We start from the raw sequence: 24689 nt of genomic DNA on the forward strand, positions 1-24689 counted from the left end.
GAAGCTGGTGTGACAGCAGCACCGGACACACCTGAGGAGAAACACATGCGCGCCGTCGTCGTCAGCCAGTGGGGCGGGCCCGAGGTACTGACCGAGACCGAGCTGGAGCGCCCGGAGCCCGGCATGGGCGAGATCCTGGTACGGGTCCACGCGGCCGGGGTCAACCCCGTCGACTGGAAGACCCGGGCCTCCGGCGCCCTCATCCCCTGGGGCCCGGTCCCGGCCGTCGGCTGGGACGTGTCCGGCACCGTCGAGGCCGTCGGCCCCGGCGTGACGCTGTTCCAGCCGGGCGACGAGGTCTTCGGCATGCCGCGCTTCCCCGCCCAGGCCGGCGGCTACGCCGAGTACGTCACGGCCACCGCGCGGCACTTCGCCCGCAAGCCGGCCGGCCTCGACCACGTCCAGGCGGCCGCGCTGCCGTTGGCCGCGCTCACCGCGTGGCAGGCTTTGAACGACACCGCGGGCCTGCGGGCCGGGCAGCGGGTGCTGGTGCACGCGGCCGCCGGCGGTGTGGGCCACTTCGCCGTCCAGATCGCCAAGGCGCTCGGCGCGTACGTGATCGGGACCGCCAGCGCCGCCAAGCACGACGTGCTGCGCGCGCTCGGGGCGGACGAGCTGATCGACTACCGGACCACCGACTTCGAGGACGCGGTGTCCGAGGTCGACGTCGTGATCGACGCCGTCGGCGGCGACTACGGGGTCCGCTCCCTGAAGGTGCTGCGCCCCGGCGGACACCTGATCACCCTGAACGGCCCCGACGACGTGCCGGCCGACGCCGGTGGTTTCCGTACCGGCTGGACCCTCGTCGAGCCGGACTACGCGGGCCTGAAGGCCATCGCCGCCCTGGTGGCGGACGGGAAGCTCCGGCCGGTCATCGACACGGTGCTGCCGCTGGAGCAGGCCGCGAGGGCCCACGAGCTCGGCGAGCAGGGCCGGACCACCGGCAAGATCGTTCTGACGGTCGCCCAGGCCCAGACCCAGACCCGGGCCTAGGCGGACGCGGAGGCGGCGGCGCGGGTGGTCGTGGCGATGGTGGCGGAACCGACCACGCGCGTGCCGTCGTACAGCACGATCGCCTGGCCCGGGGCCACGCCGCGGACCGGCTCGCTGAAGGAGACGCGCAGCTCGCCGTCCACCATCTCGGCGAAGACCTCGCCCTCGCCGCCGTGGGCGCGCAGCTGCGCGGTGTACGTGCCCGGGGCGGCGGGCGTGGAGCCACACCAGCGGGGGCGGATCGCCGTGAGGGCGGTGACGTCGAGGGCCTCGACGGGGCCGACGGTGACGGTGTTGTTCACCGGGGAGATGTCGAGGACGTAGCGCGGCTTGCCGTCGGCGGCCGGGTGGCCGATCCGCAGGCCCTTGCGCTGCCCGATGGTGAAGCCGAAGGCGCCCTCGTGGGTGCCGACCTTCTCGCCCGTCGCCCCGTCGACGATGTCGCCCTCGGCCTTGCCCAGGCGGTTCGCGAGGAAGCCCTGGGTGTCGCCGTCGGCGATGAAGCAGATGTCGTGGCTGTCGGGCTTCTTCGCGACGGCCAGGCCCCGCTCCTCGGCCTCGGCGCGGATCTCGTCCTTGGTGGTGAGGGTGTCGCCGAGCGGGAAGAGCGCGTGCGCGAGCTGCTTCTCGTCGAGGACGCCGAGGACGTACGACTGGTCCTTGGCCATGTCGGAGGCGCGGTGCAGCTCGCGGGTGCCGTCCTCGTTCAGGACGACGGTGGCGTAGTGGCCGGTGCAGACGGCGTCGAAGCCGAGGGCGAGGGCCTTGTCGAGCAGCGCCGCGAACTTGATCTTCTCGTTGCAGCGCAGGCAGGGGTTCGGGGTGCGCCCGGCCTCGTACTCGGAGATGAAGTCCTCCACGACGTCCTCGCGGAAGCGCTCGGCGAGGTCCCAGACGTAGAAGGGGATGCCGATGACGTCCGCGGCGCGGCGGGCGTCGCGGGAGTCCTCGATGGTGCAGCAGCCGCGGGCGCCGGTCCGGAAGGACTGCGGGTTCGCGGAGAGCGCCAGGTGGACGCCGGTGACGTCGTGCCCGGCTTCGACCGCGCGGGCGGCGGCGACGGCGGAGTCCACACCGCCGGACATGGCGGCCAGGACGCGAAGGGGGCGGGCGGTGCGCGGCAGGTTCTCAGTCATAGCACCGTCCAGGGTACGGGGAACCGCGCGGTGTCACAGCGCGTTATCGCGTGCAGGGGGTGGTTCGCGTGGGGGACACGGGGAAAAAGGGCACGTCGCGCAGGACGCGCAGGGCGGTGCTGTTCGGGGGGCTCGGGGTTTTCGCGGTCGCGGCCGTCGCCGGGCGGGACGAGGTGGCGCGCGCCTGGTGGCTCGTGCCGGGGGTGTCCAAGCGGCGCGAGGACGGGGCGCTGGACCATGCGGGCGCGAGCTGGACGGCGGCCTCGCCGGCGAACTGGCGGCTGGCGGACCGGCCCGACGACTACCGGGTGGACCGGATAGTCGTCCATGTCACGCAGGGCAGCTTCGCCACGTCGGTGGACGCGTTCAGGAATCCGTGGCACAAGGCCTCGGCGCACTACATAGTCCGCCAGGACGGCCACATCGAGCAGATGGTGCGCGAGCTGGACGTCGCCTTCCACTCGGGCAGCCGCTCCATGAACGAGCGCAGCGTCGGCATCGAGCACGAGGGGTTCGTCGACCGGCCGCAGGACTTCACGGACGCGATGTACGAGGCTTCGGCGCGGCTGGCGGCCGACATCTGCCGGCGGTACGGCATACCGGCGGACCGCAAACACATCCTGGGCCACTCGGAGGTCCCGGGCGCCGACCACACGGACCCGGGCCGCCACTGGGACTGGGAACGGTACGTCCGCCTGGTCGGCGAGGCCTTGCCGTCCTAGTCTCCCGAGGCCGGCCGGTCCTGCGGGTTCAGCAACGTGGCGAAGGGCACGGTCACCGTCCCGGACGGGTAGTTCATGACCCCGTACCTCTCGCTGGGTTCCTCGTCGCCCGACAGTTCTCCCTTGGAATTGAGAGGCCCGATGTGTGCGCCGAAGTAGGAACCCTCTGCGTTCACCGCCCGATACGAGGTCACGTAGCGCGGCTTTCGCGTCACATTGATGAGGTTGTTGTTGTGGCGCAGTCTGGCGCGGTAAAAGATGTGGTCGTCACAGATTTCGGCGGTACAACCGAAATATTTCCGCTCCTCCTTGCTCCACGAGTAGTGGGGGGAGGAAAATGCGGCCTCGTCGATCTTCCCGCGGTCCTTCCTCATGATCTGGAGTTCCGCCGTGGCTTGGATCACGTCGTACGGGGCGTTCTTGGGCAGCTCGACGATCCTTTCCTCGGTGATGACGTCGCCTTGGTCCAGCCAGGATCCCGGTGCGACGATGGAGCCCGTGTGGAGGACGGTGAACCCGGTCGACCCCACGTGGAGTTCGGTGTCCTCGTCCCACTCCAGGTCTTCTTTCCAGTCCTTCAGCTGGGTGTCCCCCGCGGTGAACGTCGCCGTCCGCCCGTACGTCGAGTGGGCGCTGGCGAGAATGTAGACGGGAACGGTCCCGGTGTTCTCGACGTGGATCGTCAGCGGCAGGTAGACGACGGGGCGCTTGGGATCCGACCGCGGTTTCCCGAAGGTGGCCTTCACGATGAGGAGCGGCTGCTTGGCATAGGGCTGGTACACGGCCGAGTACGCCAGATTGGATGCGGCCAGCAGAGCGCTCACCGTCACTCCGACGGCAAAGCCCTTGGGGTGGGGGATCTTCTCCCAGGCGTGGTGCCGGTAGAGGAGCCAGAGCGCCGCCATGGACCAGCACCAGAGCGGAACGAAGGCCTGCAGATAATGCGTGGACTCCTGCTCCTGGAACCAGACCAGGAGGAACAGGCTGTTGGTGGCCAGCGCGACGAGGGCGCCCAGCACGACCAGTGAACCCGAGTACTTCACATGCCGCTTGCCCCAGAAGTCGATCGCCGCGGCCGCCGCCGCCACCTCCACCACGCCGGCCAGGATGAACAGGAACCCGCTGACGCGGCCCGCGAAGGTGAGTGCTCCGAAGGCGTCCGGCATGCCGACGACGGCGAGCAGGGCCGCGCAGCCGAGCAGCCCGGCCGTCATGAAGGCGACGGTCCCGTACCTGCGCCCCTTACGGTCGGGCCAGACCGAGCTGTCGCCCTCGCGCCAGCGGATGGCGGCCCGGTCCTCGATGTCCATGTCCTCTGGGAATCCGGCGCGGGACAGGATCCTGCGCAGCCCGCGCGGGGACCACGCGCCCCCCGCCGCCTCGCCGCCGATGTCGACCCGACGCAGGCCCCGGCTGTCGGGCGGCTGTACCACCACCACCGGCCGTTTGGTCATGGGACCATGCTCAGCCCCGGGCACGGGCAGCGCACCCGGGGTTACTCCACGGTCACAGCACGAGTGCTGTGGCCGGAAAGGTTTGCCGGGGTGCGTCGTCCGGTGCGGTGCATCGCAAGGCGGAGGACCGCGTCTCGTACTGGACGTACTTGCGCGGTCCGACAACGCGGCGAGGTGCCGTACCGGGCGGCGCGCCCCGGTGAACCTTTCCGGTCACAGCGCTAGCTGAGGCCTGCCGTGCGGGCGCGCTCGACGGCCGGGCCGATGGCGGCCACCACGGCGGCGACGTCCTCCTTGGTGGAGGTGTGGCCGAGCGAGAAGCGCAGGGTGCCGCGGGCCAGCTGCGGGTCGGTACCGGTGGCGAGCAGGACGTGGCTCGGCTGGGCGACACCGGCCGTGCAGGCGGAGCCGGTGGAGCACTCGATGCCCTGGGCGTCGAGCAGGAGCAGCAGGGAGTCGCCCTCGCAGCCGGGGAAGCTGAAGTGGGCGTTGGCGGGGAGCCGGTCGGCCGGGTCGCCGCCGAGGACCGCGTCCGGCACCTCGCGCAGGACGGCGGCGATCAGCTCGTCGCGCAGTGCACCGATCTCGGCGGCGAAGCGCCCGCGGCGCTCGGCGGCGAGGACCGCGGCCACCGCGAAGGCGGCGATGGCCGGTACGTCGAGGGTCCCGGAGCGGACGTGCCGCTCCTGGCCGCCGCCGTGCAGGACGGGTACGGGGGTCTGGTCGCGGCCCAGGAGCAGCGCCCCTATGCCGTACGGGCCGCCGATCTTGTGGCTGCTGACGGCCATGGCGGCGAGGCCGCTGTCGCCGAAGCGGACGTCGAGCTGCCCGAAGGCCTGGACGGCGTCGGAGTGCAGCGGGATCGCGAACTCGCGGGCGACTGCGGCGAGTTCGGCGACCGGCATGACGGTGCCGATCTCGTTGTTGGCCCACATGACGGTGGCCAGGGCCACGTCGTCGGGGTTGCGGGCGATGGCCTCGCGCAGGGCGTCGGGGTGCACGCGCCCGTAGCGGTCCACCGGGAGGTATTCGACCTGGGCGCCCTCGTGCTCGGCGAGCCAGTGCACCGCGTCGAGGACCGCGTGGTGCTCGACGGGGCTGGACAGGACGCGGGTCCGGGCGGGGTCCTGGTCGCGGCGGGCCCAGTAGAGGCCCTTGACGGCGAGGTTGTCGGCCTCCGTGCCGCCGGCGGTGAAGACCACCTCGCTGGGGCGGGCGCCGATCGCCTCGGCGAGGGCCTCGCGGGCCTCCTCCACGGTGCGGCGGGCGCGGCGGCCGGCGGCGTGCAGGGAGGATGCGTTGCCCGTTGCGGCGAACTGCGCGGTCATCGCCGCAGCGGCCTCCGGAAGCATCGGGGTGGTGGCGGCGTGGTCGAGGTAGGCCATGATCCCCCGATTCTACGAGCCCTTGGCCGCGGCCCTTCCCCCGGAGCCGGATACCACCGCCGAACCCGCGCGCCCCAATCGCCGGCGGGGCTGGATTTGGCTGATGCCACCGCTTCGTCCAGCCCGTTCGGCGCTTTGAGGATCCCGCGCGAGCGGCGCGTCAGGAAGCGGCGCGCGGGGCGCGGGCCAGCTGGCGGGACTGGGCCACCAGACGGTCCGTGGAGTCCCAGACCTCCGCGTCCTCCTCCAGGAAGCCGCCGGCCAGGTTGCGGGTCGTGATCGAGACCCGCAGCGGGCCCGGCGCCGGACGGTGGCGGATGTGCGTGGTGAGCTCCACCGTCGGGGTCCAGCCCAGCAGACCCAGGTCGAAGGCGGTCGGCGGCAGCGCGTCCACCGCGAGCAGCAGCGACAGCGGGTCGGCGTCGCGCCCGTCGGCGAGTTCGAACCAGGCCCGCATCTCACCCTTGCCCGACGGCGCGCCCAGCGCCCAGCCCGCCGTCGCCGGGTCCAGCCGCAGCCGGAGCCGGTCCACGATCGCGGAGCTGCCGGGGATCGGGGCCGGGCCGGCCTCGGGGCCGAGGCAGTCCTCGTACGGGGGGATGGCCGGGGGCAGCGCCGTCGTGCGGACGTCGTCCGGCAGGGAGGCCAGGTCGCCGTAGGAGGCGAGGACGCGGATGCGCTCGACCTCGGCGCCGTTCTCGTCGTACTGGAACAGCGAGGCCTGGCCGGTGGAGAGGGTGCGGCCGACCCGTACGACCTGGGTGCGGATGACCGCGGGGCCGGGCACGGAGGAGGTCAGGTAGTGCGCCGAGACCGTGAAGGGGTCCGGGTGCGGCAGGGCCGCGGACAGGGCGCGGCCGACCAGGGCCAGCAGGTAGCCGCCGTTGACGGCCGCGATGATCGTCCAGCCGGCGGAGAGTTCCGCGTCGTAGACCCCGGGCTCGCCCGCACGGGCGGTGACCGTGGTGTCGCGGTCGAACTCGCTGTCGCCGATGGATGACTGGGTCGCTGCGTGTGACATGGAATGAACGTACACCGAGGGGGTTACTAAGCGGTAGCTTTTCTTTGCTACGTCCTCGTTACGGCTCTTCGGCCACCGACGAGCGGCGGTTCCAGGCCAGCGGTGCCCGCAAGTGGTAGCGCATCGCGAGCAGCCGCAGGACGAAGGTGGTCACGATCGCGAGGACGGTCGTGCCGGCGTTGAGGACGTCGAAGCCGATGAAGACGGCGACCAGCGAGGCCCCGACGATGGCGGGGACGGCGTACATCTCGCGGTCGCGCAGCAGCGAGGGGACCTCGTTGACGAGTACGTCGCGCAGTACGCCCCCGCCGACGGCCGTGGCCAGGCCCAGCGCGGCGGACGCGGTGAGGCCGAGGCCGTACTCGTACGCCTTGGTCGTGCCCGTCACGCAGAACAGGCCGAGGCCGGCGGCGTCGAAGACGTTGATGGCACGGTTGATCCGCTGGACCTCGGGGTGCAGGAAGAAGACGAGCGCGGCGGCGATCAGCGGGGTGACGAAGAAGCTGAGGTCTCCGAAGGCGGCCGGCGGGACCGCTCCGATGACGAGGTCGCGGAAGAGGCCGCCGCCGAGGGCGGTGACGAGGGCGAGAACGGCGATGCCGAAGACGTCGAAGTTCTTGCGGACGGCCAGCAGTGCGCCGGCGGTTGCGAAGACGAAGATGCCCGCGAGGTCCAGGGCGTGCTGGATGTCGGGCGGGAAGAGATCGTGGAGCACGGGGCCATTGTGCCGGGCGCCTTGCGGCGGGCTGGTACGGGGCGCCGGTCGGCTCCGCCGGGGTGGGCCGTCGGCGGTGCGGCTCCACGACCTGGGGCTCCGCCCCAGACCCCGCGCCTCAAACGCCGGCGGGGCTGGATTTCGGCCCGGCGGAGCCGTAGCGGCACGGGCCGGGTTGCGGCCCGGCGGGGCTGGATTGCGGCCCGGCGGGGCTGGAGCGGGGCGGGGTGGGTTGGGGCCCGGCGGGGCTGGAGGGGCCACGCCCCGCCGGGTTTGTGTTGCTACTCCGCGATCGCGGTCGCCGCGCTCGGCAGGGCCGGGTCGCCCGGGGCCTGGTCCGGGGCGTTTTCCGGGTGGTGGCAGGCCACCTGGTGGCCGGTCTTCAGAGCGATCAGCGGCGGCTCCTGCGTGGTGCAGAGCTGCGTCGCCTTCCAGCACCGCGTGTGGAAGCGGCACCCGCTCGGCGGCGAGATCGGCGAGGGCACGTCGCCCTTGAGCAGGATGCGGCCGCTCTTCACGCCGCGCCTGCGCGGGTCCGGCACCGGCACGGCCGACATCAGGGCCGTCGTGTACGGGTGCATCGGCGCCTGGTACAGCGACTTGTTGTCGGCCAGCTCGACGATCTTGCCGAGGTACATCACCGCGATGCGGTCCGAGACGTGCCGGATGACCGAGAGGTCGTGCGCGATGATCACGTACGTCAGGCCGAGCTCCTGCTGGAGGTCGTCCAGCAGGTTGACCACCTGGGCCTGGATGGACACGTCCAGCGCCGACACCGGCTCGTCCGCGACGACCAGCTTCGGCTTGAGGGCCAGGGCCCGGGCGATGCCGATGCGCTGCCGCTGGCCGCCCGAGAACTCGTGCGGGTAGCGGTTGTAGTGCTCCGGGTTGAGGCCCACCAGCGACAGCAGCCGCTGGACCTCCGCCTTGATGCCGCCCTCGGGGGTGACCTTCTGGAGCTTGAACGGCGCGCCGACGATCGTGCCGACCGTGTGCCTCGGGTTCAGCGAACCGTACGGGTCCTGGAAGATCATCTGAATGTCGCGGCGCATCGGACGCATCCCGGCGGTACCGAGGTGCGTGATGTCCTTGCCCTCGAACTCGACGGTGCCGCTGCTCGGTTCGAGCAGCCGGGTGATCAGCCGGCCCATGGTCGACTTGCCGCAGCCGGACTCGCCGACGATGCCGAGGGTCTCACCCCGCCGGACGTCGAAGTCGATGCCGTCGACGGCCTTGACCGCACCGGCCTGGCGGCGCAGCAGCCCCTTGGTGATGGGGAAGTGCTTGGTGAGGCCAGTGACCTTGAGCAGGGGCTCGGGAGAGTCCGAGGCCTGCTGGGGAAGGGTGACCGTCTCGGTCTTCTTGATCTCCGTCACAGCTTCGGCGCAATCTCTTCGGTCCAGATCCGGGTCCGCTCCTCCTGTGACATGTGACAGGCGGACCAGTGGCGGCTTTCGTCCTCCGTGAGTTCCGGCCGCACCGTGCGGGTGACGTTGTCCTTGGGCACGTCGGCGTACGGGCAGCGGGGGTTGAAGGCACAGCCGCTCGGGATGTTGATCAGGCTCGGCGGCGACCCCTTGACGGGGATGAGGCGCTCGGTCTGGTCGCGGTCGATGCGCGGCATCGAACCCAGCAGGCCCCAGGTGTAGGGGTGGCGGGGTTCGTAGAAGACCTTCTCCGCGGTGCCCCGCTCGACGCAGCGGCCGCCGTACATCACGAGGAGGTCGTCGGCCATCTCGGCGACCACGCCGAGGTCGTGCGTGATCATGATGACGGCGGAGCCGAACTCCTGCTGCAGGTCGCGGATCAGGTCGAGGATCTGCGCCTGGACGGTCACGTCCAGGGCCGTCGTCGGCTCGTCGGCGATGAGCAGCTCGGGGTTGTTGACCAGGGCCATCGCGATCATGGCGCGCTGGCGCATGCCGCCCGAGAACTCGTGCGGGTAGCTGTCGAAGCGCTTGTGCGGCTCCGGGATGCCGACGCGGTCCAGCAGCTCGACGGCGCGCTTGCGGGCGGCCTTCTTGTCGGCCTTGTTGTGGACCCGGTAGGCCTCGGCGATCTGCTGGCCGACGGTGAAGTAGGGGTGCATGGCCGACAGCGGGTCCTGGAAGATCATCGCGATCTCCCGGCCGCGCAGCTTGCGCACCTCGTCCTCGTTCGAGGAGAGCAGCTCCGTGCCGTTCAGCCAGATCTCGCCGGAGATCCGGGCGCGCTGGCGGCCGTACTGGCCGACGCGGTGCAGTCCCATGATGCCGAGGGAGGTGACCGACTTGCCGGAGCCGGACTCGCCCACGATGCCGAGGGTCTTGCCCTTCTCCAGCGTGAAGGAGAGCCCGTCGACCGACTTGACCAGCCCGTCCTCGGTCGGAAAGTGCACCTTGAGGTCGCGGACCTCCAGGAAGGCGGTGGGGGGGACGGCCGCCTCGACGGGTTCGTTGAGGGCCCCGGTCCCGGTCGAATGGGTCATGACAGCCTCACTCGGGGGTCGATCACCGCGTACAGGAGGTCAACGATGAGATTCGCCGCGACGACGAAGAAGGCGGAGATCAGGGTGATGCCCAGGATGACCGGCAGGTCGTGGTCGCTGATGGCCCGGACGGCGCTGTAGCCGAGGCCGTGCAGCGAGAACGTGGACTCGGTGAGCACCGCGCCGCCCATCAGGGCGCCGAGGTCCAGACCGAGGACGGTCAGGATCGGCGTCAGCGTGGAGCGCATGGCGTGCTTGCCGATGACGACGGGTTCGGTCAGGCCCTTCGCGCGGGCGGTGCGGATGTAGTCCTCGTTGAGGACCTCCAGCATCGTCGCGCGGGTGAGCCGGGCGTACATCGCCGCGTAGAGGAAGGCGAGCGAGACCCACGGGAGGATCATCCCGTTGAACCACTTGCCGGGGTCCTCGGCGAAAGTGGCCTCGGGGCGACCGAACCAGCCGAGCTGGTCGGAAAAGAAGGCGATGAAGAGCATGCCCGTGAAGTAGATGGGCAGGGAGACGCCGGCGAGGGCCACGCCCATCGCCGAACGGTCCAGGGGCGTACCGCGCTTGAGGGCGGAGATGACGCCGGTGGCGACACCGCCGATCACCCAGAGCACGACGGCGCCGGCGGCGAGCGAGAGGGTGACCGGGAGCCAGTCCAGCAGCAGCGGCCACACCTCCTGCTCGGTCTTGAAGGAGTAGCCGAAGCAGGGCGCGGCGCATTGCGTGACGTCGGAGCCGTTGGCGTACGTGCGACCCGCCACCAGACCGACGACGAACTTGCCGAACTGGACGAGGATCGGGTCGTCGAGACCCATCTTCTGCCGGATGCCCTCGATGGCGGCGGGGTCGGACTGCTTGCCGACGAAGTACAGGGCCGGATCCGTCCCGATCAACTTCGGGAAGAGGAAGAAGATTCCGAAGGTCACCAGCGTGATGACCAACAGCATGACGATGACGGCGAAGAACCGTCGGATGAGATATGCAAGCACTGCGCTCGGCCTGGCTGCGGCCCGGGGGCGCCCCCTTCTGGAGAGCGCCCCCAAGCCGTAACCGCGGCCATCACCTGCCCTTCGTGCCTAGCGGGTGTGGCACTGGAACACTGGAAAGTGGATCTGTGACCGGGTGGTGGACGACTACTTGACGACGCCGAGGGAGGAGTAGTCGTAGCGGCCGTTGTAGGCCTCGGTCGTGTAGGCGTTCGTCAGACGGGTCGAGCGCCAGGTGATGTTCTTCTCGTAGACGAACGGCAGGTAGACCGCGGCCTCGGAGAGCTTCGTGTTCAGCTGCTTGTAGACCTCGCCGGCCTTGTTCGGGTCCGTCTCGGCGATGGCGTTGTCGAACAGCGTGTTGATGGCGGGGTCGTTGAGCTCGGAGAAGTTGTTGTTACCGCTCTGCTCGATGAACCGGCCGTCGACCAGCGGCTGGAGGAAGCCCTGCCCGGTCGGGAAGTCGGCGCCCCAGCCCATGATGATGATGCCGTAGCCCTTTTCCTTGACCACCTTCGGCGAACCGATGATGCCGGAGGTCTGGGCGCCGTCGAACTGGTCGATGTCGGCCTCGATGCCGACCTGCTTCAGGGCGTTCTGCAGCGAGACGGCCGTGGCGACCTCGACCGGCTTGTTGTTGCGGACGGCGATCGTGGTCTTGAAGCCACTCTCCTTGCCGCAGGCCTTGAGGGCGGCCTTGGCCTTGTCCGCGTCCGGCTTGCCGTCGTTGGCCAGAGCGCCGTACGGGTCGTACTTGCCGTCGGCACCCTTGACACCCAGCGGGAGCATGTTGGGGGCGATGTCGCCACCGGCCTGCGGGCCGCCGCGGGCGGTCTGCAGGGACTTCTTGTCGGCCGCGTAGATGACGGCCTTGCGGCACTCGACGTTGTCGAACGGCGCGACCGTCGTCGGCATGACCGCGTAGCGGATGAAGCCGGTCTGGCCGTTGTCCAGGTTGCCCTTGTGGTCCTTCAGCGCGGTGGCGCGGGCCGCCTGGCCGATGCCGGTCGCGTTGAGGTCGACGTCGAACTCGCCGTTCATCAGGCGCTTGTCCATGTCGTCCGCGTTCGCCATGAACGTGACCGAGATGGAGTCCGGGAGCGCCTTGCGGATCGGGTCGGTCTCGGGCTTCCAGTTCGCGTTGCGCGAGAGCTTCATGCTCTTGTTGGGCTCGTACGAGTCGATCTTGTACGGGCCGCTGGAGAAGGGCTTCAGGCCGTACTTGGCCTCGGTGTCCTTCTCGCGCTTGACGGGGCTGGCGGCCGGCATCGCGAGCATCTGCTCGAAGTCGCCGTTCGCGACGGGGAGCTTGAAGACGATGGTCTTCGCGTCCGGGGTCTCGATGGCCTTGAGGCCGAGCTTGTCCGCGCTGGGGTCCTTGTACGGGCCCGGGTACTCCTTGTTCGGGTCCAGGAGCTTGACGAGGAAGACCGGACCGCCGGCGATGACGTCCGAGGCCCAGGCACGCTCGATGCCGTACTTGATGTCCTGGGCGGTGATGGGAGTGCCGTCCTCCCAGGTCACGTTGTCCTTGAGCGTGTACTTGTAGCTCTTGCCGTCCGCGCTGATCTCGGCCTTGCCCGCGGCGAGGTCGGGAACGAGCTCGGTGCTCTCGCCGCCCGGGGCCGGCTTGAAGCTGACCAGCTGACGCGTGAAGTAGCGCTGGAAGTCCCACACGAAGCCGTAGTAACCGCGCTGCGGGTCCCACGAGTCGGCTTCCTGGGTGCCGACGAACTTGAGCTCGCCGCCCTTCTTGTCGGACGCGTTGGCGATCTTGCCTATGCCGGCGTTGAATCCGGCAGCGGCGGACGACTTCTCGTCCTTGTCGTCGCCTCCGCCACAGGCGGTCGCGGTCAGCATGGCCGCGAGCACGACGGCCGTGCCAGCGGCAAGCCTGCGCTTCGACGTGCGATGGGTAGTCACGATGCTCGCAACCCTCCGTTGTAGTTCCGGTGTCACCTGCGGCTGAAAGCCGGGTTCCTGGTTTGCCCTGCGGTGGCTAGCGTGAGCCCTTCGGGTCGAGGGCGTCACGGACGCCGTCGCCGAAGAGGTTGAAGGCCAGCACGGTGATGAAGATCGCTACGCCGGGGAAGATCATGAAGAGCGGATCGTCCTCGTAGGTCCGCACGGCCGTGGAGAGGGTCTCTCCCCAGGACGGCGTGGGCGGCTTGACGCCGACTCCGAGGAAGCTCAGGGCGGCCTCGGTCAGCACGTTGGTGGGGATCATCAGCGTCGAGTAGACGGTGATGGGCGCCACCAGGTTCGGGAGCAGTTCGCGGAAGAGGATGTACATGCGGCCGGCACCGAGGCTCCGCGCGGCTTCCACGTATTCGCGCTCGCGCAGCGACAGGGTCTGTCCTCGGACGATGCGGCCGATGTACGGCCAGCCGAAGAATCCGATGACGAGCACCAGGACCGCGATGCGCAGACCCGATCCCTCGAATCCCCACAGCTTTCCGGGGACGACGGAGATCAGCGCGATGATGAACAGCAGCTGCGGGAAGGCCAGCAGCAGGTCCATGACGCGGCTGATCGCCGCGTCGACCCAGCCGCCGAAGTAACCGGCGACGATGCCGAAGAAGGTGCCCAGCGAGACCGCCACGAAGGCGGAGAGGAAGGCCACCAGCAGGGAGATGCGGGCCCCGTAGACGATGCGGCTGAAAACGTCGCGTCCGTTGACCGGCTCGACGCCCAGCGGGAAGTCCCCGCTCATGCCGCCCCAGTCACCGGACGGAAGGCCGAGCAGCGGGTCCAGCAGGTCCTCGTGCAGCTCCTCCGGCGGGTGTCCGAAGGCCTTGACGATCAGCGGCGCGAAGAGGGCGACGAGGATCAGCAGGAGCACGATGACACCGCCGGCCAGGGCGACCTTGTCGCGCTTGAGGCGCGTCCAGGCGATCTTCCAGGGCGAACGCCCTTCGATCGCCTTCTGCGGAGATTCGGGGGCGGCCACGGCCGCGGGCTCGGCCGCGCTGGTGTCGTGCAGTGGTGCCGTCATCGTGGTGGGGACCCCTCTCGGCCGACGGTGGCCGGCCCATGCCCGCCGCTGTGGCGGCTTGGTTCAATCGGCGTCGCGATGGTGCGAATGACGCGAAATGCGCCTGAAGTGCATGTGACGAGCCGGTGATTGCGGGATTGACCGGCCTTCGGTGGGGGGAGTCTTCAACGGCCTCTCGATCGCCCGCCAGACCTGCCGGTGATGTGATGCGCAACCGTGATCTCCGCCTGCACCTTCCGTTATCCGAACGGCCGGTGCTGGTCAGCGGTGAAAGAGGGACCGTATGGCGCGGAACGGACATCGGGCCCAAGTGCCATTTCCGGGCCACTATTTGGGCGGAATCGACGGACAGGCCGAAGGCCGCACCGGAGGGGACCGGTACGGCCTTCGGACGTGATGTCTTGACATGCGGTCAGTAGGACGGGGCCTGGCCCTCGCGGTCGTAGAACGGCCGCGTCTGCGCGCGCAGCCACATCGCCACGGGGTCGTGCTCGTCCGCCAGCGCCACCGTGCACACCGGCACTCCCTCGGGCACCGCGCCGACCGACTGGCGCATCATCTCCCGTACGGACTCCAGCGCGGGCGCGGAGGCGTCGTACAGGTCGAGCCCCACCGCGAGGTACGGGGAGCCCAGCGCGGGCTGCACCCAGGCGCGCCGCAGCGAGCGCACGGCGGGTGTGCGGTGCGCGTGCTGGGTGAGCAGGCCGTAGAACTGCGGGAGCTCGATGGCGGGCTCGGACAGCCGCAGCGGTCCGGCCGGCATCCGGTCCAGGCCGGTCGCGATCCGGCGCAGGTCGGCCCACGGGATGCCGACGCCGCCGCCCTGGGCGTGCGGATTGAGCCACAGGCCCCAGCGGTCGGGGTAGAGGGCGCGGGCGATGTCCCGGCCGGTGACCACCTCGTAGCCGCGGTTCCAGCCGCTGGCGGCCAGCTCCTGCGGGGAGGTCACGCAGGGCGCGTAACCCAGGCCCTCGACCTCCATGCCCGCGTACTGGGCGTCCGGGGAACCCGGCTGCCCCTGCCAGAGCAGCATCCACAGCCGGCCCTCGGCGAGGGCGTGCAGCATTGACTCGTAGCTCTCATAGCGCCCGGGAGTCACCTGGCGCAGCATGTGCTCGACCTGCCCGGCCGCGGCCGTGCCTGACGCACTCACCCGGTACCCCCCTCTTCGTCCGCCCGTCGTCCACGCGTGCCCAGGCCACGCGTGCGGCCAGGAGATGTAACCAGCTTAATCGGGTCTACGGCAGGTAGAAGGGGCGTACGCGCGTAACGATGAAGTCGGTGACGGGGTCCTGGACCGCGTCCAGGAGGATCAACTGCACGGGCCAGGGCGCCGGAACCCGGGTCAGGGCCCGGCCCAGCGCCTCCATCGGGGCGTTTCGCATCTCGGGCTCCCATCCCACCAGCTGGACGCCGACGTAGAGCTCGGGCGCGCCGCCCTCGACGCTGGCGAGGCAGCGGGACGCGGAGGCGACCACGCCGGTGGCGCGGAACTCCTCGGCGGCGGCGGCCAGGAAGTCGACCGGGTCCTCCTGCCAGTCGGGCTCGTAGAGCCGCACCCGGCCGCCGGTGGCGGCGCCGTCGAGGGGAGAACGGCCGGTGCGGCAGAGTTCCGCGACGGCGGGCGGGGGCAGGGGGACGCCGACCGCGCCCTCGGGGTTCACGGCGATGCCGAGCTGCGGGGGCAGGCCGCGGGCGAACTCGACGGCCGGGGCGACCGCGAAGGCCATGGCGGGGCCGGCGCAGGCGCGGAACTGTGCCTCGGAGCTGTAGACCGGGACGTACGCCGCGCCGGCGATCTCCATGGTCGGGAGGGTGAGGGCGGCGCGCTCGGGCCCGCCGCCGTCGGGCAGCGGGACCCATACGTGGCTGCGCCCCAGTACCTCCAGGATCCGGGCTCCGGCATCGGCCTGCCCCAGCGCCGCGCCGAGCACGTGCTCCAGCTCATTTCCCGGCCAGCCGCCGCCGCTCTGCATGTGCGTGTGCCCTTCGGTTGGGTCCCGGTGTGTCGTCGCCCCGAGGCTATCGGCCCCGGCCCGGCCCCCGCGGCCCGGCCTCGCCCCGGGGCTCCGAGGCGGAGATCAGCCGTGGAAGGCGATGCGGGTCACCGCGGCGGCCGAGCGGCGGTCCAGGAGCACCACCGAGGCGCAGCCGGGCGGGAGGTGGCCGGCTTCCGCGTCGCTCAGCAGCCGCGCCACCGCGCCGCGGTGGCGGGCGAAGGCGTACGCCGAGACGCCCCGGCCCCGCGCGGCCTGGCCGGACAGCGCCTCCTGCGCGGTGGTGTCCAGCAGCAGCAGGTGCAGCGCCCGGCCCCGGCGCCGCGCGGCCGCCGCGAGCAGGCCCCGTACCCAGCTCTGCGTACCGCAGTCGTGGACGACGACCGAGGCACCGGAGCGCAGGGTCCGCCACAGGCCGCGGTAGTGGGCGACGCGGACCAGCGGCCGGTAGACGGCGTACGGCAGCGCCCCCGGCATCCGCCGCTCCCAGCGCTCGCGGGTGTCCTGGGAGTCGATCGCCCCGCCCTCGGCCGCCGCCCGCTTGATCAGTGTGCTCTTGCCGCCGCCCGGCAGTCCGGACACCACCACGATGTCCCCCTCGGCGAAGCCGAGCCGCTGCGGGCCGCGCACCCCCGGACCGCGCAGGTCCCGTACCGGCCCGCGGGCGGCCTCGCGCACGCGTCCGCGCTGCGCCGGCACCCCCGCCACGGACCCCGTCGCCGCCAGCGCTCCGAATCTCCGCACAGTGCTCGCCTCCCCCGAATCGGGCTCCTGGGAGCCCATGCCCACTGAGTGTAAAGAGACGGTAATCCGGCAGCCCCGGTTCCGGTCCGTACGCTCTTTCGACCCCCCACGCCCAATCCCCGCCGCACCGTGCAATGATGTGCGCCATCTGGACACCAACTGCATACCGGCCGCTTGAATCCGCGCGGGAGAGTCCCGGCACGCCGCAAGGCCGTGTCCGGGCGCCGAAGGAGCAAGTACCTCCCTTGAATCTCTCAGGCCCCGTACCGCGTGGATGAGGCAGATCTGAAAAGCGAGCCGCGCCACCCGTCTCCGTGACACCGGCGTGCGCTCCACCCAAGGTGCAAGTCGACGATCCCCCGGCATCCGGGGCTCTCGGCGAACCTCTCAGGTTCCGATGACAGATGGGGAGGATCCTCCTCGTCATGTCATGCCCTGGGACCCGGGAGCCACACCCATGAGCACTGCCCCCCGCCTGACCGCCCTCGATGCGCTGCACCGTTCCCTCGGTGCGACCATGACCGACTTCGCGGGCTGGGACATGCCCCTGCGGTACGCGAGCGAGCGCGACGAGCACAACGCCGTCCGCACCAAGGCCGGTCTGTTCGACCTCTCCCACATGGGCGAGATCACCCTGACCGGCCCGGAGGCCGTCAAGGCCCTGGACCACGCGCTGGTCGGCAACATCTCCACCGTCGGCGTCGGCCGCGCCCGCTACACGCACATCTGCCAGGAGGACGGCGGGATCGTCGACGACCTGATCGTCTACCGCCTGGGCGAGACCGAGTACATGGTCGTCGCCAACGCCTCCAACGCCCAGGTCGTCCTCGACGCCCTCACCGAGCGCGCCGCCGGCTTCGACACCGAGGTCCGCGACGACCGCGACGCGTACGCCCTGCTCGCCGTCCAGGGCCCCGAGTCCCCCGGCATCCTGGCGTCCCTGACCGACGCCGACCTGGACGGGCTGAAGTACTACGCCGGCCTGCCGGGCACCGTCGCGGGCGTGCCCGCGCTGATCGCGCGTACGGGCTACACCGGCGAGGACGGCTTCGAGCTGTTCGTCTCCCCCGAGCACGCCGTGGAGCTGTGGCAGGCGCTGACCAAGGCCGGCGAGGGCGTCGGCCTGGTCCCGGCCGGCCTGTCCTGCCGCGACACCCTGCGCCTGGAAGCGGGCATGCCGCTGTACGGGCACGAGCTGACCACCTCCCTCACCCCGTTCGACGCGGGCCTGGGCCGGGTCGTGAAGTTCGAGAAGGAGGGCGACTTCGTGGGCCGCGCCGCCCTGGAGGCCGCCGCCGAGCGGGCCGCCACCAACCCGCCGCGCAAGCTGGTCGGTCTGATCGCCGAGGGCCGCCGCGTCCCGCGCGCCGGCTTCCCGGTCGTGGCCGGCGGCCAGGTCATCGGCGAGGTCACCTCGGGCGCCCCGTCCCCGACGCTGGGCAAGCCGATCGCGATGGCGTACGTCGACGCGGCACACGCCGCGCCCGGCACCTCCGGCGTCGGCGTGGACATTCGCGGTACGCATGAGCCGTACGAGGTCGTGGCCCTGCCGTTCTACAAGCGGCAGAAGTAGCCCGTACGCGGCGCTGCCGCACGGGTACCCCGTGCAGCGCCGTCTCAGTACCCAAGACCACCGTTCGTATCCACTCCCCCGCATCCAGGAGAATCAGGTCATGAGCAACCCCCAGCAGCTGCGTTTCAGCAAGGAGCACGAGTGGCTCTCGGGCGCCGTGGACGGCGTCTCGACCGTCGGCATCACGGAGTTCGCGGCCAACGCGCTCGGTGACGTCGTCTACGCCCAGCTCCCCGAGGTCGGCGACACGGTGACCGCGGGCGAGACCTGCGGCGAGCTGGAGTCGACCAAGTCGGTCAGCGACCTGTACTCCCCCGTCACCGGTGAGGTCGTCGAGGCCAACCAGGACGTCGTGGACGACCCGTCGCTGGTGAACTCGGCTCCGTTCGAGGGCGGCTGGCTCTTCAAGGTGCGCGTCACGGAGGAGCCGGCCGACCTGCTCTCCGACGACGAGTACGCCAAGCTCACCGCCGGTAACTGACCCCAGGGGACCCTGATGTCTGTACTGAACACCCCTCTCCACGAGCTCGACCCGGACGTCGCCGCCGCCGTCGACGCCGAGCTCGTGCGCCAGCAGTCGACCCTGGAAATGATCGCGTCGGAGAACTTCGCTCCGGTCGCCGTCATGGAGGCCCAGGGCTCGGTCCTGACCAACAAGTACGCCGAGGGCTACCCCGGCCGCCGCTACTACGGCGGCTGCGAGCACGTCGACGTGGTCGAGCAGATCGCGATCGACCGCATCAAGGCGCTGTTCGGCGCCGAGGCCGCGAACGTGCAGCCCCACTCGGGTGCGCAGGCGAACGCGGCCGCGATGTTCGCGCTGCTGAAGCCGGGCGACACGATCATGGGCCTGAGCCTGGCCCACGGCGGTCACCTGACCCACGGCATGAAGATCAACTTCTCCGGCAAGCTCTACAACGTGGTCCCGTACCACGTCGACGAGTCCGGCCAGGTGGACATGGCCGAGGTCGAGCGCCTCGCCAAGGAGTCCAAGCCGCAGCTGATCGTCGCCGGCTGGTCCGCCTACCCGCGCCAGCTGGACTTCGCCGCCTTCCGCCGCATCGCGGACGAGGTCGGCGCGTACCTGATGGTCGACATGGCGCACTTCGCGGGCCTGGTCGCCGCGGGTCTGCACCCGAACCCGGTGCCGCACGCCCACGTCGTGACCACCACCACGCACAAGACCCTCGGCGGTCCGCGCGGCGGTGTCATCCTGTCGACGCAGGAGCTGGCCAAGAAGATCAACTCCGCGGTCTTCCCGGGTCAGCAGGGCGGCCCGCTGGAGCACGTGATCGCCGCCAAGGCGGTCTCCTTCAAGGTCGCGGCCTCGGAGGAGTTCAAGGAGCGCCAGGTGCGCACCCTCGAAGGCGCGAAGATCATCGCCGAGCGCCTGGTGCAGCCCGACGTCACCGAGGTCGGCGTCTCCGTCCTGTCCGGCGGCACCGACGTGCACCTGGTCCTGGTCGACCTGCGCAACTCCGAGCTGGACGGCCAGCAGGCCGAGGACCGGCTCCACGAGATCGGCATCACGGTCAACCGGAACGCCATCCCGAACGACCCGCGGCCGCCGATGGTCACCTCGGGCCTGCGGATCGGTACGCCGGCCCTGGCGACGCGCGGTTTCGGCGCCGAGGACTTCACCGAGGTCGCGGAGATCATCGCGGCCGCGCTGAAGCCGGCGTACGACGGCGACGACCTCAAGGCGCGCGTCTCCGCGCTCGCCGCGAAGTTCCCGCTGTACCCGACGCTCTAGGCGACGGCCTGGGAGGGCCCGGCCTTGTTTGTACAGGGCCGGGCCCTTTTTCATGACCAAAGCCCCGGGTGGATGCGGCCCATTGCCACTGAATGAACCAAGAAATGGCAAATAGGCTCCGCGTGAGAGCAGGACGGCATCCCCCCGGCAGGACGGAAACGCAACGCATGGACATGAGCGCAGCCAACAAGAAGGGCCTCGGTCTCTTCTCGTTGATGATGATCGGCGTAGGTTCGATCTTCGGGTCGGGATGGCTCTTCGGCGCCGGCACGGCCGCCCAGGTCGCCGGTCCCGCGGCGCTCGTGGCCTGGGTCGTCGGCGCCATGTTCATCGGCATGATCGCCATGTCGTACGCCGAGGTCGGCGCGGCCTACCCGATCCCCGGCGGCATGGCCCGGTACGGCAGCCTCTCGCACGGCCCGGTGCTCGGCTTCATCACCGGCTGGGCGGTGTGGATCGCCGTGGCTTCGCTGATCCCGATCGAGTCGATCGCCGCGACCCAGTACATGTCCTCGTGGAGCTTCGGCTGGGCCGAGGACCTGGTCGACGCCGGGTCCCACCAGCTGACCACCTTCGGCATGTTCGTGGCGCTGGCCCTCACCGTCCTGCTGTGGCTGTCCTGCTACTGGTCGGTCCAGCTCCTGGCGAAGATCAACGCTGCCCTGACCGTGGTCAAGTTCGCCATCCCGGTCCTCGCGGTCGTCGCGCTGATCGCCTCCGGCTTCCACACCGAGAACTTCACGGCCCACGGGGGCTTCGCCCCGAACGGCTGGACCGCCGTCCTGACCGCCGTCACCACCTCCGGCGTGGTCTTCGCCTTCAACGGCTTCCAGGCCGTCGTCAACCTCGGCGGCGCCGCCAAGAACCCGGGCCGGGCCATCCCGATCGCCCTGGTCGGCGCGCTCTCCCTGGGCCTGGTGATCTACCTCGCCCTGCAGACGGCCTTCCTGGGCGCCGTACCGCCGGAGCACCTGGAGCAGGCGGGCGGCTGGTCGGGCGTGAACTTCAACTCGCCGTTCGCCGAGCTCGCCAAGCTGCTGATGATCCACTGGGTGGTGGTGATGCTCCAGTTCGGCGCCTTCATCTCCCCCGCCGGCTCCAACATCGCCAACGTCGCCTCGGCCGCGTACATGGTCCGCACCATCTCCGAGACCGGCTTCTTCCCCAAGCGGCTCATGCGGACCCACCCCGTGTACGGGACCGCGCGCCCGGCGATGTGGATGAACCTCGGCTTCTCCGTCCTGCTGCTGGTCACCGTCGGCCACAGCTGGAAGACCCTGGCCCCGGTCATCTCGGCCGCCATGGTCATCTCGTACCTGATCGGCCCGATCGCGGTGGGCGTCTTCCGCCGCACCAAGCCCGGTCTGCCCCGCCCCTTCCGGCTGCCCGCCGCGAAGATCCTCTGCCCGCTGACCTTCGTCTTCGCCGCCTGCGCGCTGTACTGGTCGAAGTGGCCGAACACCGGCATCGTCACCGCACTGACGCTGCTGGCCGCCCCGATCGCGGCGCTGGTGCTCTTCCGCAAGGGGGAGCGGAACCTCGGCCGGCAGTTCGCCCCGGCCTGGTGGATCGTCTTCTTCCTCGGCGCCCTGTCCCTGCTCTCCTGGCTCGGCTCCGCCGACTTCGGCGGCCGCGGAACCATCCCGGGCGGCTACGACATCGCCCTGGTGGCCGCCATGGCCTTGGTCACGTACTTCTGGGCCGTCCGCGCCGGCGTACGGGCCCACCAGGCGGGCCTGCCGGGCCCGGATCCCGTACTGGACGGCCCCGAGGCGACCGGGGCCGTACCGGAGCGCGAGCTGACCCACGCCTGACCGAAAGCTTTCCACCCCGTCGGGCAGCCGAGCTGTTCATCTCACCGCGTTAAGCTCGGCTGCCGGACAAAATCCGACCAATCCGCCTCTCCTGCCCCCTCCCACCCCACGAGCAGACAAGGGAGTCCGCCACCGTGGCCATCTCCGTCTTCGATCTCTTCTCCATCGGCATCGGTCCCTCCTCCTCCCACACGGTCGGTCCGATGCGGGCGGCACGCATGTTCGTGACCCGCCTGAAGAAGGACGGTGTCCTCGCGCAGACCGCCTCGGTACGCGCGGAGCTCTTCGGTTCCCTCGGCGCGACCGGCCACGGCCACGGCACCCCCAAGGCGGTCCTGCTGGGCCTGGAGGGCCACTCCCCCCGCACCGTGAACGTGGAGACGGCCGACGCCGAGGTCGAGCGCATCCGCCAGAGCGGCCGCCTGCGGCTGCTGGGCGCCGAGATAGGTGATGTGCACGAGATCGCCTTCGACGAGCCGAACCAGCTGATCCTGCACCGCCGCCGGTCCCTGCCGTACCACGCGAACGGCATGACCCTCTTCGCGTACGACGAGACCGGCGCGCCGCTGCTGGAAAAGACGTACTACTCGGTGGGCGGCGGCTTCGTCGTGGACGAGGACGCGGTCGGCGAGGACCGGATCAAGCTCGACGACACGGTCCTGAAGTACCCCTTCCGCTCGGGCGACGAGATGCTGCGCCTGGCGAACGAGACCGGCCTGTCGATCTCCTCCCTGATGCTGGAGAACGAGAAGGCCTGGCGCACCGAGGAAGAGATCCGCGAGGGCCTCCTGGAGATCTGGCGCGTCATGCAGTCCTGCGTCTCGCGCGGCATGTCCCGCGAGGGCATCCTCCCGGGCGGCCTGCGGGTCAAGCGCCGGGCCGCCTCGACGGCGCGCCAGCTGCGCACCGAGGGCGACCCGATGATGCACCGCAGCGAGTGGACGACGATCTACGCGATGGCGGTCAACGAGGAGAACGCGGCGGGCGGCCGCGTCGTCACCGCGCCGACGAACGGCGCGGCGGGCGTCCTGCCGGCCGTCCTGCACTACTACGTGAACTTCGTGCCGGGCGCCGACGAGGACGGCGTGGTCCGCTTCCTCCTCGCGGCGGGCGCGATCGGCATGCTCTTCAAGGAGAACGCCTCGATCTCGGGCGCCGAGGTCGGCTGCCAGGGCGAGGTCGGCTCGGCCTGCTCCATGGCGGCCGGCGCCCTCGCCGAGGTCCTGGGCGGCACCCCGGAGCAGGTCGAGAACGCGGCCGAGATCGGCATGGAGCACAACCTCGGCCTGACCTGCGACCCGGTCGGCGGCCTGGTCCAGATCCCCTGCATCGAGCGCAACGGCATGGCGGCGGTCAAGGCCGTCACCGCGGCCAAGATGGCGATGCGCGGCGACGGCACCCACAAGGTCTCCCTCGACAAGGTCATCAAGACCATGAAGGAGACCGGCGCCGACATGAAGGTCAAATACAAGGAGACCGCCCGCGGCGGCCTCGCGGTCAACGTCATCGAGTGCTGATCCGCCGCAACGACTGACGTGGGGGGCCCGGCGCACGCGCCGGGCCCCCCACGCGTGCACTAGCCGCGCGTGCGCAGGGCCTTCAGGCAGCCCTTGGCGAAGGCGTCCACCGCCGCGTCCAGGGCCTTGAGGCTCTCGGGGGTGGGTGGCGTCCGGGCGTCGGCGGTGACCGTCACGTCCAGCAGCAGGTTGCTGTCCCGGAGGTGGAGCTCGCGGACCTGGTGCAGTTCGGTGGGCTTGTCGTAGCCGAAGCGGAACGCCTCCTTCCCGACCCCCTGCACGGGCACGAGGCCGCTGTCCTTGACGTCCTTGGCCGTGTTCTCCCGGTCCCTGGCGTGGACGTCCCGGGCGAAGTCGACGCTCTCGGTGAAGGCGAAGTCCAGATCGACCTTGGCGTTCCCGTAGACCGCCGGGCCCGTCTCGACGAGGGGCTGTACGCACGTGAAGCCGGGCGCGCCGCCACCGCTGCGCCCCGAGCGGTCTGCGACCTCCTGGCGGGCCCCGAGCGGGTCGGCCAGCTCGCCGTACGGCAGCGCGTTGCAGATCTCCTCCGTCGCGACCCAGGGGTAGCCGCCCTTGCCGTCCTGCGAGACCTGCCGGTCCCCGTCGCCCCCGCAGCCGGCGGCCGCCACCGCGAGTGCCAGGGCGGTCAGCGCCCGTCCTGACCATCGGTGTCGCCGCATCCGGTGCTCCCCTGTCGCGCGGTCGGTCTCCACCCAACCACCTTGTCACGCAGGCGAGTTGCACGGGCCTGCAATCGCCGTTTCCGGGTCGGGAGCCGTGCCCCCGTCCGCCCCCGTGCGCCCCCGCCCCGCTGGCGGAAAAGGGTCCAGGGGCCCGGCCGGAGAGGACCTTCGGCACGGGGGTGGAGCCGCTGAGTGGGCTAACTTGCCCGAGTGGGTCGCGAATCCCCCACGCCGAGAGAGAGGCGGGCCGCATGTCCAGCACCGAACACCGCGTCCTTGCGCTCCGGTTGGAGGCGGTGCCCGTCCCGGTCCCACTGCGGGGCGTTTTCGTGTACCGCTCCGACCGCCCCTACGAGCTCGCCCTCGACTTCGAGGGCGCCGGGATGCACCTCGCGCGGTGGGTGTTCTCCCGGGAGCTGCTGCTCGACGGGCAGGCCTGCGCCACCGGCGAGGGCGACATCCAGGTCTGGCCGCGCCGGGAGGGCACCGAGCCGCGGATCTTCCTCGCCTTCAGCAACGGCGCGCAGAGCTGCCTGGTGTCCGCCCGGGCGAAGGACGTACGGGAGCTGTGCCGGCGGATGACGGAGCTGGTGCCGCGAGGGCAGGAGCAGCGCCACTACGACCTCGACGCCGAGCTGAGCGCCCTGCTCCTGCGCTGAGGGGCGGCCCCGGGAACCGCGGGCGCGGCGGCGGTGTCTTCATCTGTGACATCCGATGTCCCGTCT

At 70.7% G+C, this 24689-nt stretch carries 22 protein-coding genes and 1 riboswitch; of the genes, 8 read left to right on the top strand and 14 right to left on the bottom strand.

From position 1 onward, the window contains the following. Positions 1-45: 45 nt before the first annotated feature. Entirely contained in the window at positions 46-993 is a 948-nt protein-coding gene (locus tag ACFWBF_RS14685) for an NADP-dependent oxidoreductase (RefSeq protein WP_385600538.1), read from the top strand. Here the strand turns inward: ACFWBF_RS14685 and mnmA are convergent. Beyond that, positions 990-2129: a tRNA 2-thiouridine(34) synthase MnmA gene (gene mnmA / locus ACFWBF_RS14690; protein WP_385600540.1), complete on the bottom strand. Its 1140-nt coding sequence runs from the start codon at positions 2127-2129 to the stop codon at positions 990-992. The genes ACFWBF_RS14685 and mnmA overlap by 4 nt on opposite strands. 68 nt (positions 2130-2197) lie before the next feature. On the opposite strand from mnmA, the gene ACFWBF_RS14695 reads away from it, so the two are divergent. Next, positions 2198-2851 carry an N-acetylmuramoyl-L-alanine amidase gene (locus ACFWBF_RS14695; RefSeq protein WP_385600542.1) on the top strand — a complete coding sequence of 218 codons (654 nt, stop codon included), beginning with the start codon at positions 2198-2200 and terminating at the stop codon, positions 2849-2851. Here ACFWBF_RS14695 and ACFWBF_RS14700 read toward each other — a convergent pair. From ACFWBF_RS14700 to ACFWBF_RS14755, 12 genes are all read right to left on the bottom strand, one after another. Beyond that, positions 2848-4305, bottom strand: coding sequence for a hypothetical protein (locus ACFWBF_RS14700; RefSeq protein WP_385600545.1), 1458 nt, complete (start codon positions 4303-4305; stop codon positions 2848-2850). The genes ACFWBF_RS14695 and ACFWBF_RS14700 overlap by 4 nt on opposite strands. A gap of 221 nt (positions 4306-4526) precedes the next feature. Further along, on the bottom strand, positions 4527-5690 hold the full coding sequence (locus tag ACFWBF_RS14705) for a cysteine desulfurase family protein (RefSeq protein WP_385600548.1): 1164 nt from the start codon (positions 5688-5690) through the stop codon (positions 4527-4529). A gap of 160 nt (positions 5691-5850) precedes the next feature. Further along, entirely contained in the window at positions 5851-6711 is an 861-nt protein-coding gene (locus tag ACFWBF_RS14710; protein ID WP_385600550.1) for a thioesterase family protein, read from the bottom strand. A 58-nt stretch (positions 6712-6769) separates the two neighbouring features. Next, on the bottom strand, positions 6770-7426 hold the full coding sequence (locus ACFWBF_RS14715; protein WP_385600553.1) for a trimeric intracellular cation channel family protein: 657 nt from the start codon (positions 7424-7426) through the stop codon (positions 6770-6772). 281 nt (positions 7427-7707) lie between these two features. Continuing rightward, the gene (locus ACFWBF_RS14720; RefSeq protein ID WP_385600555.1) at positions 7708-8802 is read right to left on the bottom strand and encodes an ABC transporter ATP-binding protein; all 1095 of its coding nucleotides are present in this window, start codon (positions 8800-8802) and stop codon (positions 7708-7710) included. Beyond that, on the bottom strand, positions 8799-9893 hold the full coding sequence (locus ACFWBF_RS14725; protein ID WP_385600558.1) for an ABC transporter ATP-binding protein: 1095 nt from the start codon (positions 9891-9893) through the stop codon (positions 8799-8801). Before ACFWBF_RS14725 ends, ACFWBF_RS14720 begins: the two co-directional genes overlap by 4 nt. Further along, positions 9890-10888 (bottom strand): ABC transporter permease, encoded by a 999-nt coding sequence (locus tag ACFWBF_RS14730; protein ID WP_385600561.1) that lies wholly within the window; start codon positions 10886-10888, stop codon positions 9890-9892. The genes ACFWBF_RS14725 and ACFWBF_RS14730 overlap by 4 nt, the downstream gene beginning before the upstream one ends. Before the next feature lie 144 nt (positions 10889-11032). Then, positions 11033-12808 (bottom strand): ABC transporter substrate-binding protein, encoded by a 1776-nt coding sequence (locus ACFWBF_RS14735; RefSeq protein ID WP_385600564.1) that lies wholly within the window; start codon positions 12806-12808, stop codon positions 11033-11035. A gap of 76 nt (positions 12809-12884) precedes the next feature. Continuing rightward, positions 12885-13880 carry an ABC transporter permease gene (locus ACFWBF_RS14740; protein ID WP_385600566.1) on the bottom strand — a complete coding sequence of 332 codons (996 nt, stop codon included), beginning with the start codon at positions 13878-13880 and terminating at the stop codon, positions 12885-12887. 412 nt (positions 13881-14292) lie between these two features. Continuing rightward, positions 14293-15033 (bottom strand): enhanced serine sensitivity protein SseB C-terminal domain-containing protein, encoded by a 741-nt coding sequence (locus ACFWBF_RS14745; protein ID WP_385600569.1) that lies wholly within the window; start codon positions 15031-15033, stop codon positions 14293-14295. A gap of 85 nt (positions 15034-15118) precedes the next feature. Next, positions 15119-15856, bottom strand: coding sequence for an enhanced serine sensitivity protein SseB (locus tag ACFWBF_RS14750; protein WP_385600572.1), 738 nt, complete (start codon positions 15854-15856; stop codon positions 15119-15121). Positions 15857-15961: 105 nt separating this feature from the next. Continuing rightward, complete coding sequence (locus tag ACFWBF_RS14755; protein WP_385600575.1) at positions 15962-16660, bottom strand: AAA family ATPase; 699 nt, start codon at positions 16658-16660, stop codon at positions 15962-15964. 136 nt (positions 16661-16796) lie between these two features. Beyond that, positions 16797-16900: riboswitch (glycine riboswitch) on the top strand. 178 nt (positions 16901-17078) lie between these two features. Here ACFWBF_RS14755 and gcvT point away from each other — a divergent pair. The 5 genes from gcvT (at position 17079) to ACFWBF_RS14780 (ending at position 23278) form a co-directional block, all read left to right on the top strand. Continuing rightward, positions 17079-18194, top strand: a complete 1116-nt coding sequence (gcvT, locus tag ACFWBF_RS14760; protein WP_385600578.1) for a glycine cleavage system aminomethyltransferase GcvT — start codon at positions 17079-17081, stop codon at positions 18192-18194. 100 nt (positions 18195-18294) lie between these two features. Then, a complete protein-coding gene (gene gcvH / locus ACFWBF_RS14765; RefSeq protein WP_385600580.1) occupies positions 18295-18675 on the top strand; it encodes a glycine cleavage system protein GcvH in 381 nt (126 codons plus the stop codon). Between the two features lie 15 nt (positions 18676-18690). Further along, positions 18691-19947, top strand: coding sequence for a serine hydroxymethyltransferase (gene glyA, locus ACFWBF_RS14770; RefSeq protein WP_385600583.1), 1257 nt, complete (start codon positions 18691-18693; stop codon positions 19945-19947). A gap of 167 nt (positions 19948-20114) precedes the next feature. After that, positions 20115-21761 (top strand): APC family permease, encoded by a 1647-nt coding sequence (locus tag ACFWBF_RS14775; protein WP_385600585.1) that lies wholly within the window; start codon positions 20115-20117, stop codon positions 21759-21761. A 134-nt stretch (positions 21762-21895) separates the two neighbouring features. Then, on the top strand, positions 21896-23278 hold the full coding sequence (locus tag ACFWBF_RS14780) for an L-serine ammonia-lyase (RefSeq protein WP_385223900.1): 1383 nt from the start codon (positions 21896-21898) through the stop codon (positions 23276-23278). 59 nt (positions 23279-23337) lie between these two features. On the opposite strand, the gene ACFWBF_RS14785 is transcribed toward ACFWBF_RS14780, so the two are convergent. Further along, the gene (locus tag ACFWBF_RS14785; RefSeq protein WP_385600588.1) at positions 23338-23961 is read right to left on the bottom strand and encodes a hypothetical protein; all 624 of its coding nucleotides are present in this window, start codon (positions 23959-23961) and stop codon (positions 23338-23340) included. 254 nt (positions 23962-24215) lie between these two features. On the opposite strand from ACFWBF_RS14785, the gene ACFWBF_RS14790 reads away from it, so the two are divergent. Beyond that, the gene (locus ACFWBF_RS14790; RefSeq protein ID WP_385600591.1) at positions 24216-24623 is read left to right on the top strand and encodes an SsgA family sporulation/cell division regulator; all 408 of its coding nucleotides are present in this window, start codon (positions 24216-24218) and stop codon (positions 24621-24623) included. The last annotated feature ends 66 nt before the right edge of the window (positions 24624-24689 follow it).

Origin of the sequence: Streptomyces sp. NPDC060028 (genome assembly GCF_042736725.1) — a bacterium.
Lineage (GTDB): Bacteria > Actinomycetota > Actinomycetes > Streptomycetales > Streptomycetaceae > Streptomyces.

Excerpts from the sequence above, each read along its gene's own strand:
- ACFWBF_RS14790 (WP_385600591.1), top strand. The coding sequence starts at position 24,216 with ATGTCCAGCACCGAACACCGCGTCCTTGCGCTCCGGTTGGAGGCGGTG.
- ACFWBF_RS14685 (WP_385600538.1), top strand. The coding sequence starts at position 46 with ATGCGCGCCGTCGTCGTCAGCCAGTGGGGCGGGCCCGAGGTACTGACC.
- ACFWBF_RS14710 (WP_385600550.1), bottom strand. The coding sequence starts at position 6,711 with ATGTCACACGCAGCGACCCAGTCATCCATCGGCGACAGCGAGTTCGAC.
- mnmA (WP_385600540.1), bottom strand. The coding sequence starts at position 2,129 with ATGACTGAGAACCTGCCGCGCACCGCCCGCCCCCTTCGCGTCCTGGCC.
- gcvT (WP_385600578.1), top strand. The coding sequence starts at position 17,079 with ATGAGCACTGCCCCCCGCCTGACCGCCCTCGATGCGCTGCACCGTTCC.
- ACFWBF_RS14750 (WP_385600572.1), bottom strand. The coding sequence starts at position 15,856 with ATGCAGAGCGGCGGCGGCTGGCCGGGAAATGAGCTGGAGCACGTGCTC.
- ACFWBF_RS14705 (WP_385600548.1), bottom strand. The coding sequence starts at position 5,690 with ATGGCCTACCTCGACCACGCCGCCACCACCCCGATGCTTCCGGAGGCC.
- glyA (WP_385600583.1), top strand. The coding sequence starts at position 18,691 with ATGTCTGTACTGAACACCCCTCTCCACGAGCTCGACCCGGACGTCGCC.
- ACFWBF_RS14785 (WP_385600588.1), bottom strand. The coding sequence starts at position 23,961 with ATGCGGCGACACCGATGGTCAGGACGGGCGCTGACCGCCCTGGCACTC.
- ACFWBF_RS14740 (WP_385600566.1), bottom strand. The coding sequence starts at position 13,880 with ATGACGGCACCACTGCACGACACCAGCGCGGCCGAGCCCGCGGCCGTG.
- ACFWBF_RS14700 (WP_385600545.1), bottom strand. The coding sequence starts at position 4,305 with ATGACCAAACGGCCGGTGGTGGTGGTACAGCCGCCCGACAGCCGGGGC.
- ACFWBF_RS14755 (WP_385600575.1), bottom strand. The coding sequence starts at position 16,660 with ATGGGCTCCCAGGAGCCCGATTCGGGGGAGGCGAGCACTGTGCGGAGA.
- ACFWBF_RS14775 (WP_385600585.1), top strand. The coding sequence starts at position 20,115 with ATGGACATGAGCGCAGCCAACAAGAAGGGCCTCGGTCTCTTCTCGTTG.
- ACFWBF_RS14725 (WP_385600558.1), bottom strand. The coding sequence starts at position 9,893 with ATGACCCATTCGACCGGGACCGGGGCCCTCAACGAACCCGTCGAGGCG.
- gcvH (WP_385600580.1), top strand. The coding sequence starts at position 18,295 with ATGAGCAACCCCCAGCAGCTGCGTTTCAGCAAGGAGCACGAGTGGCTC.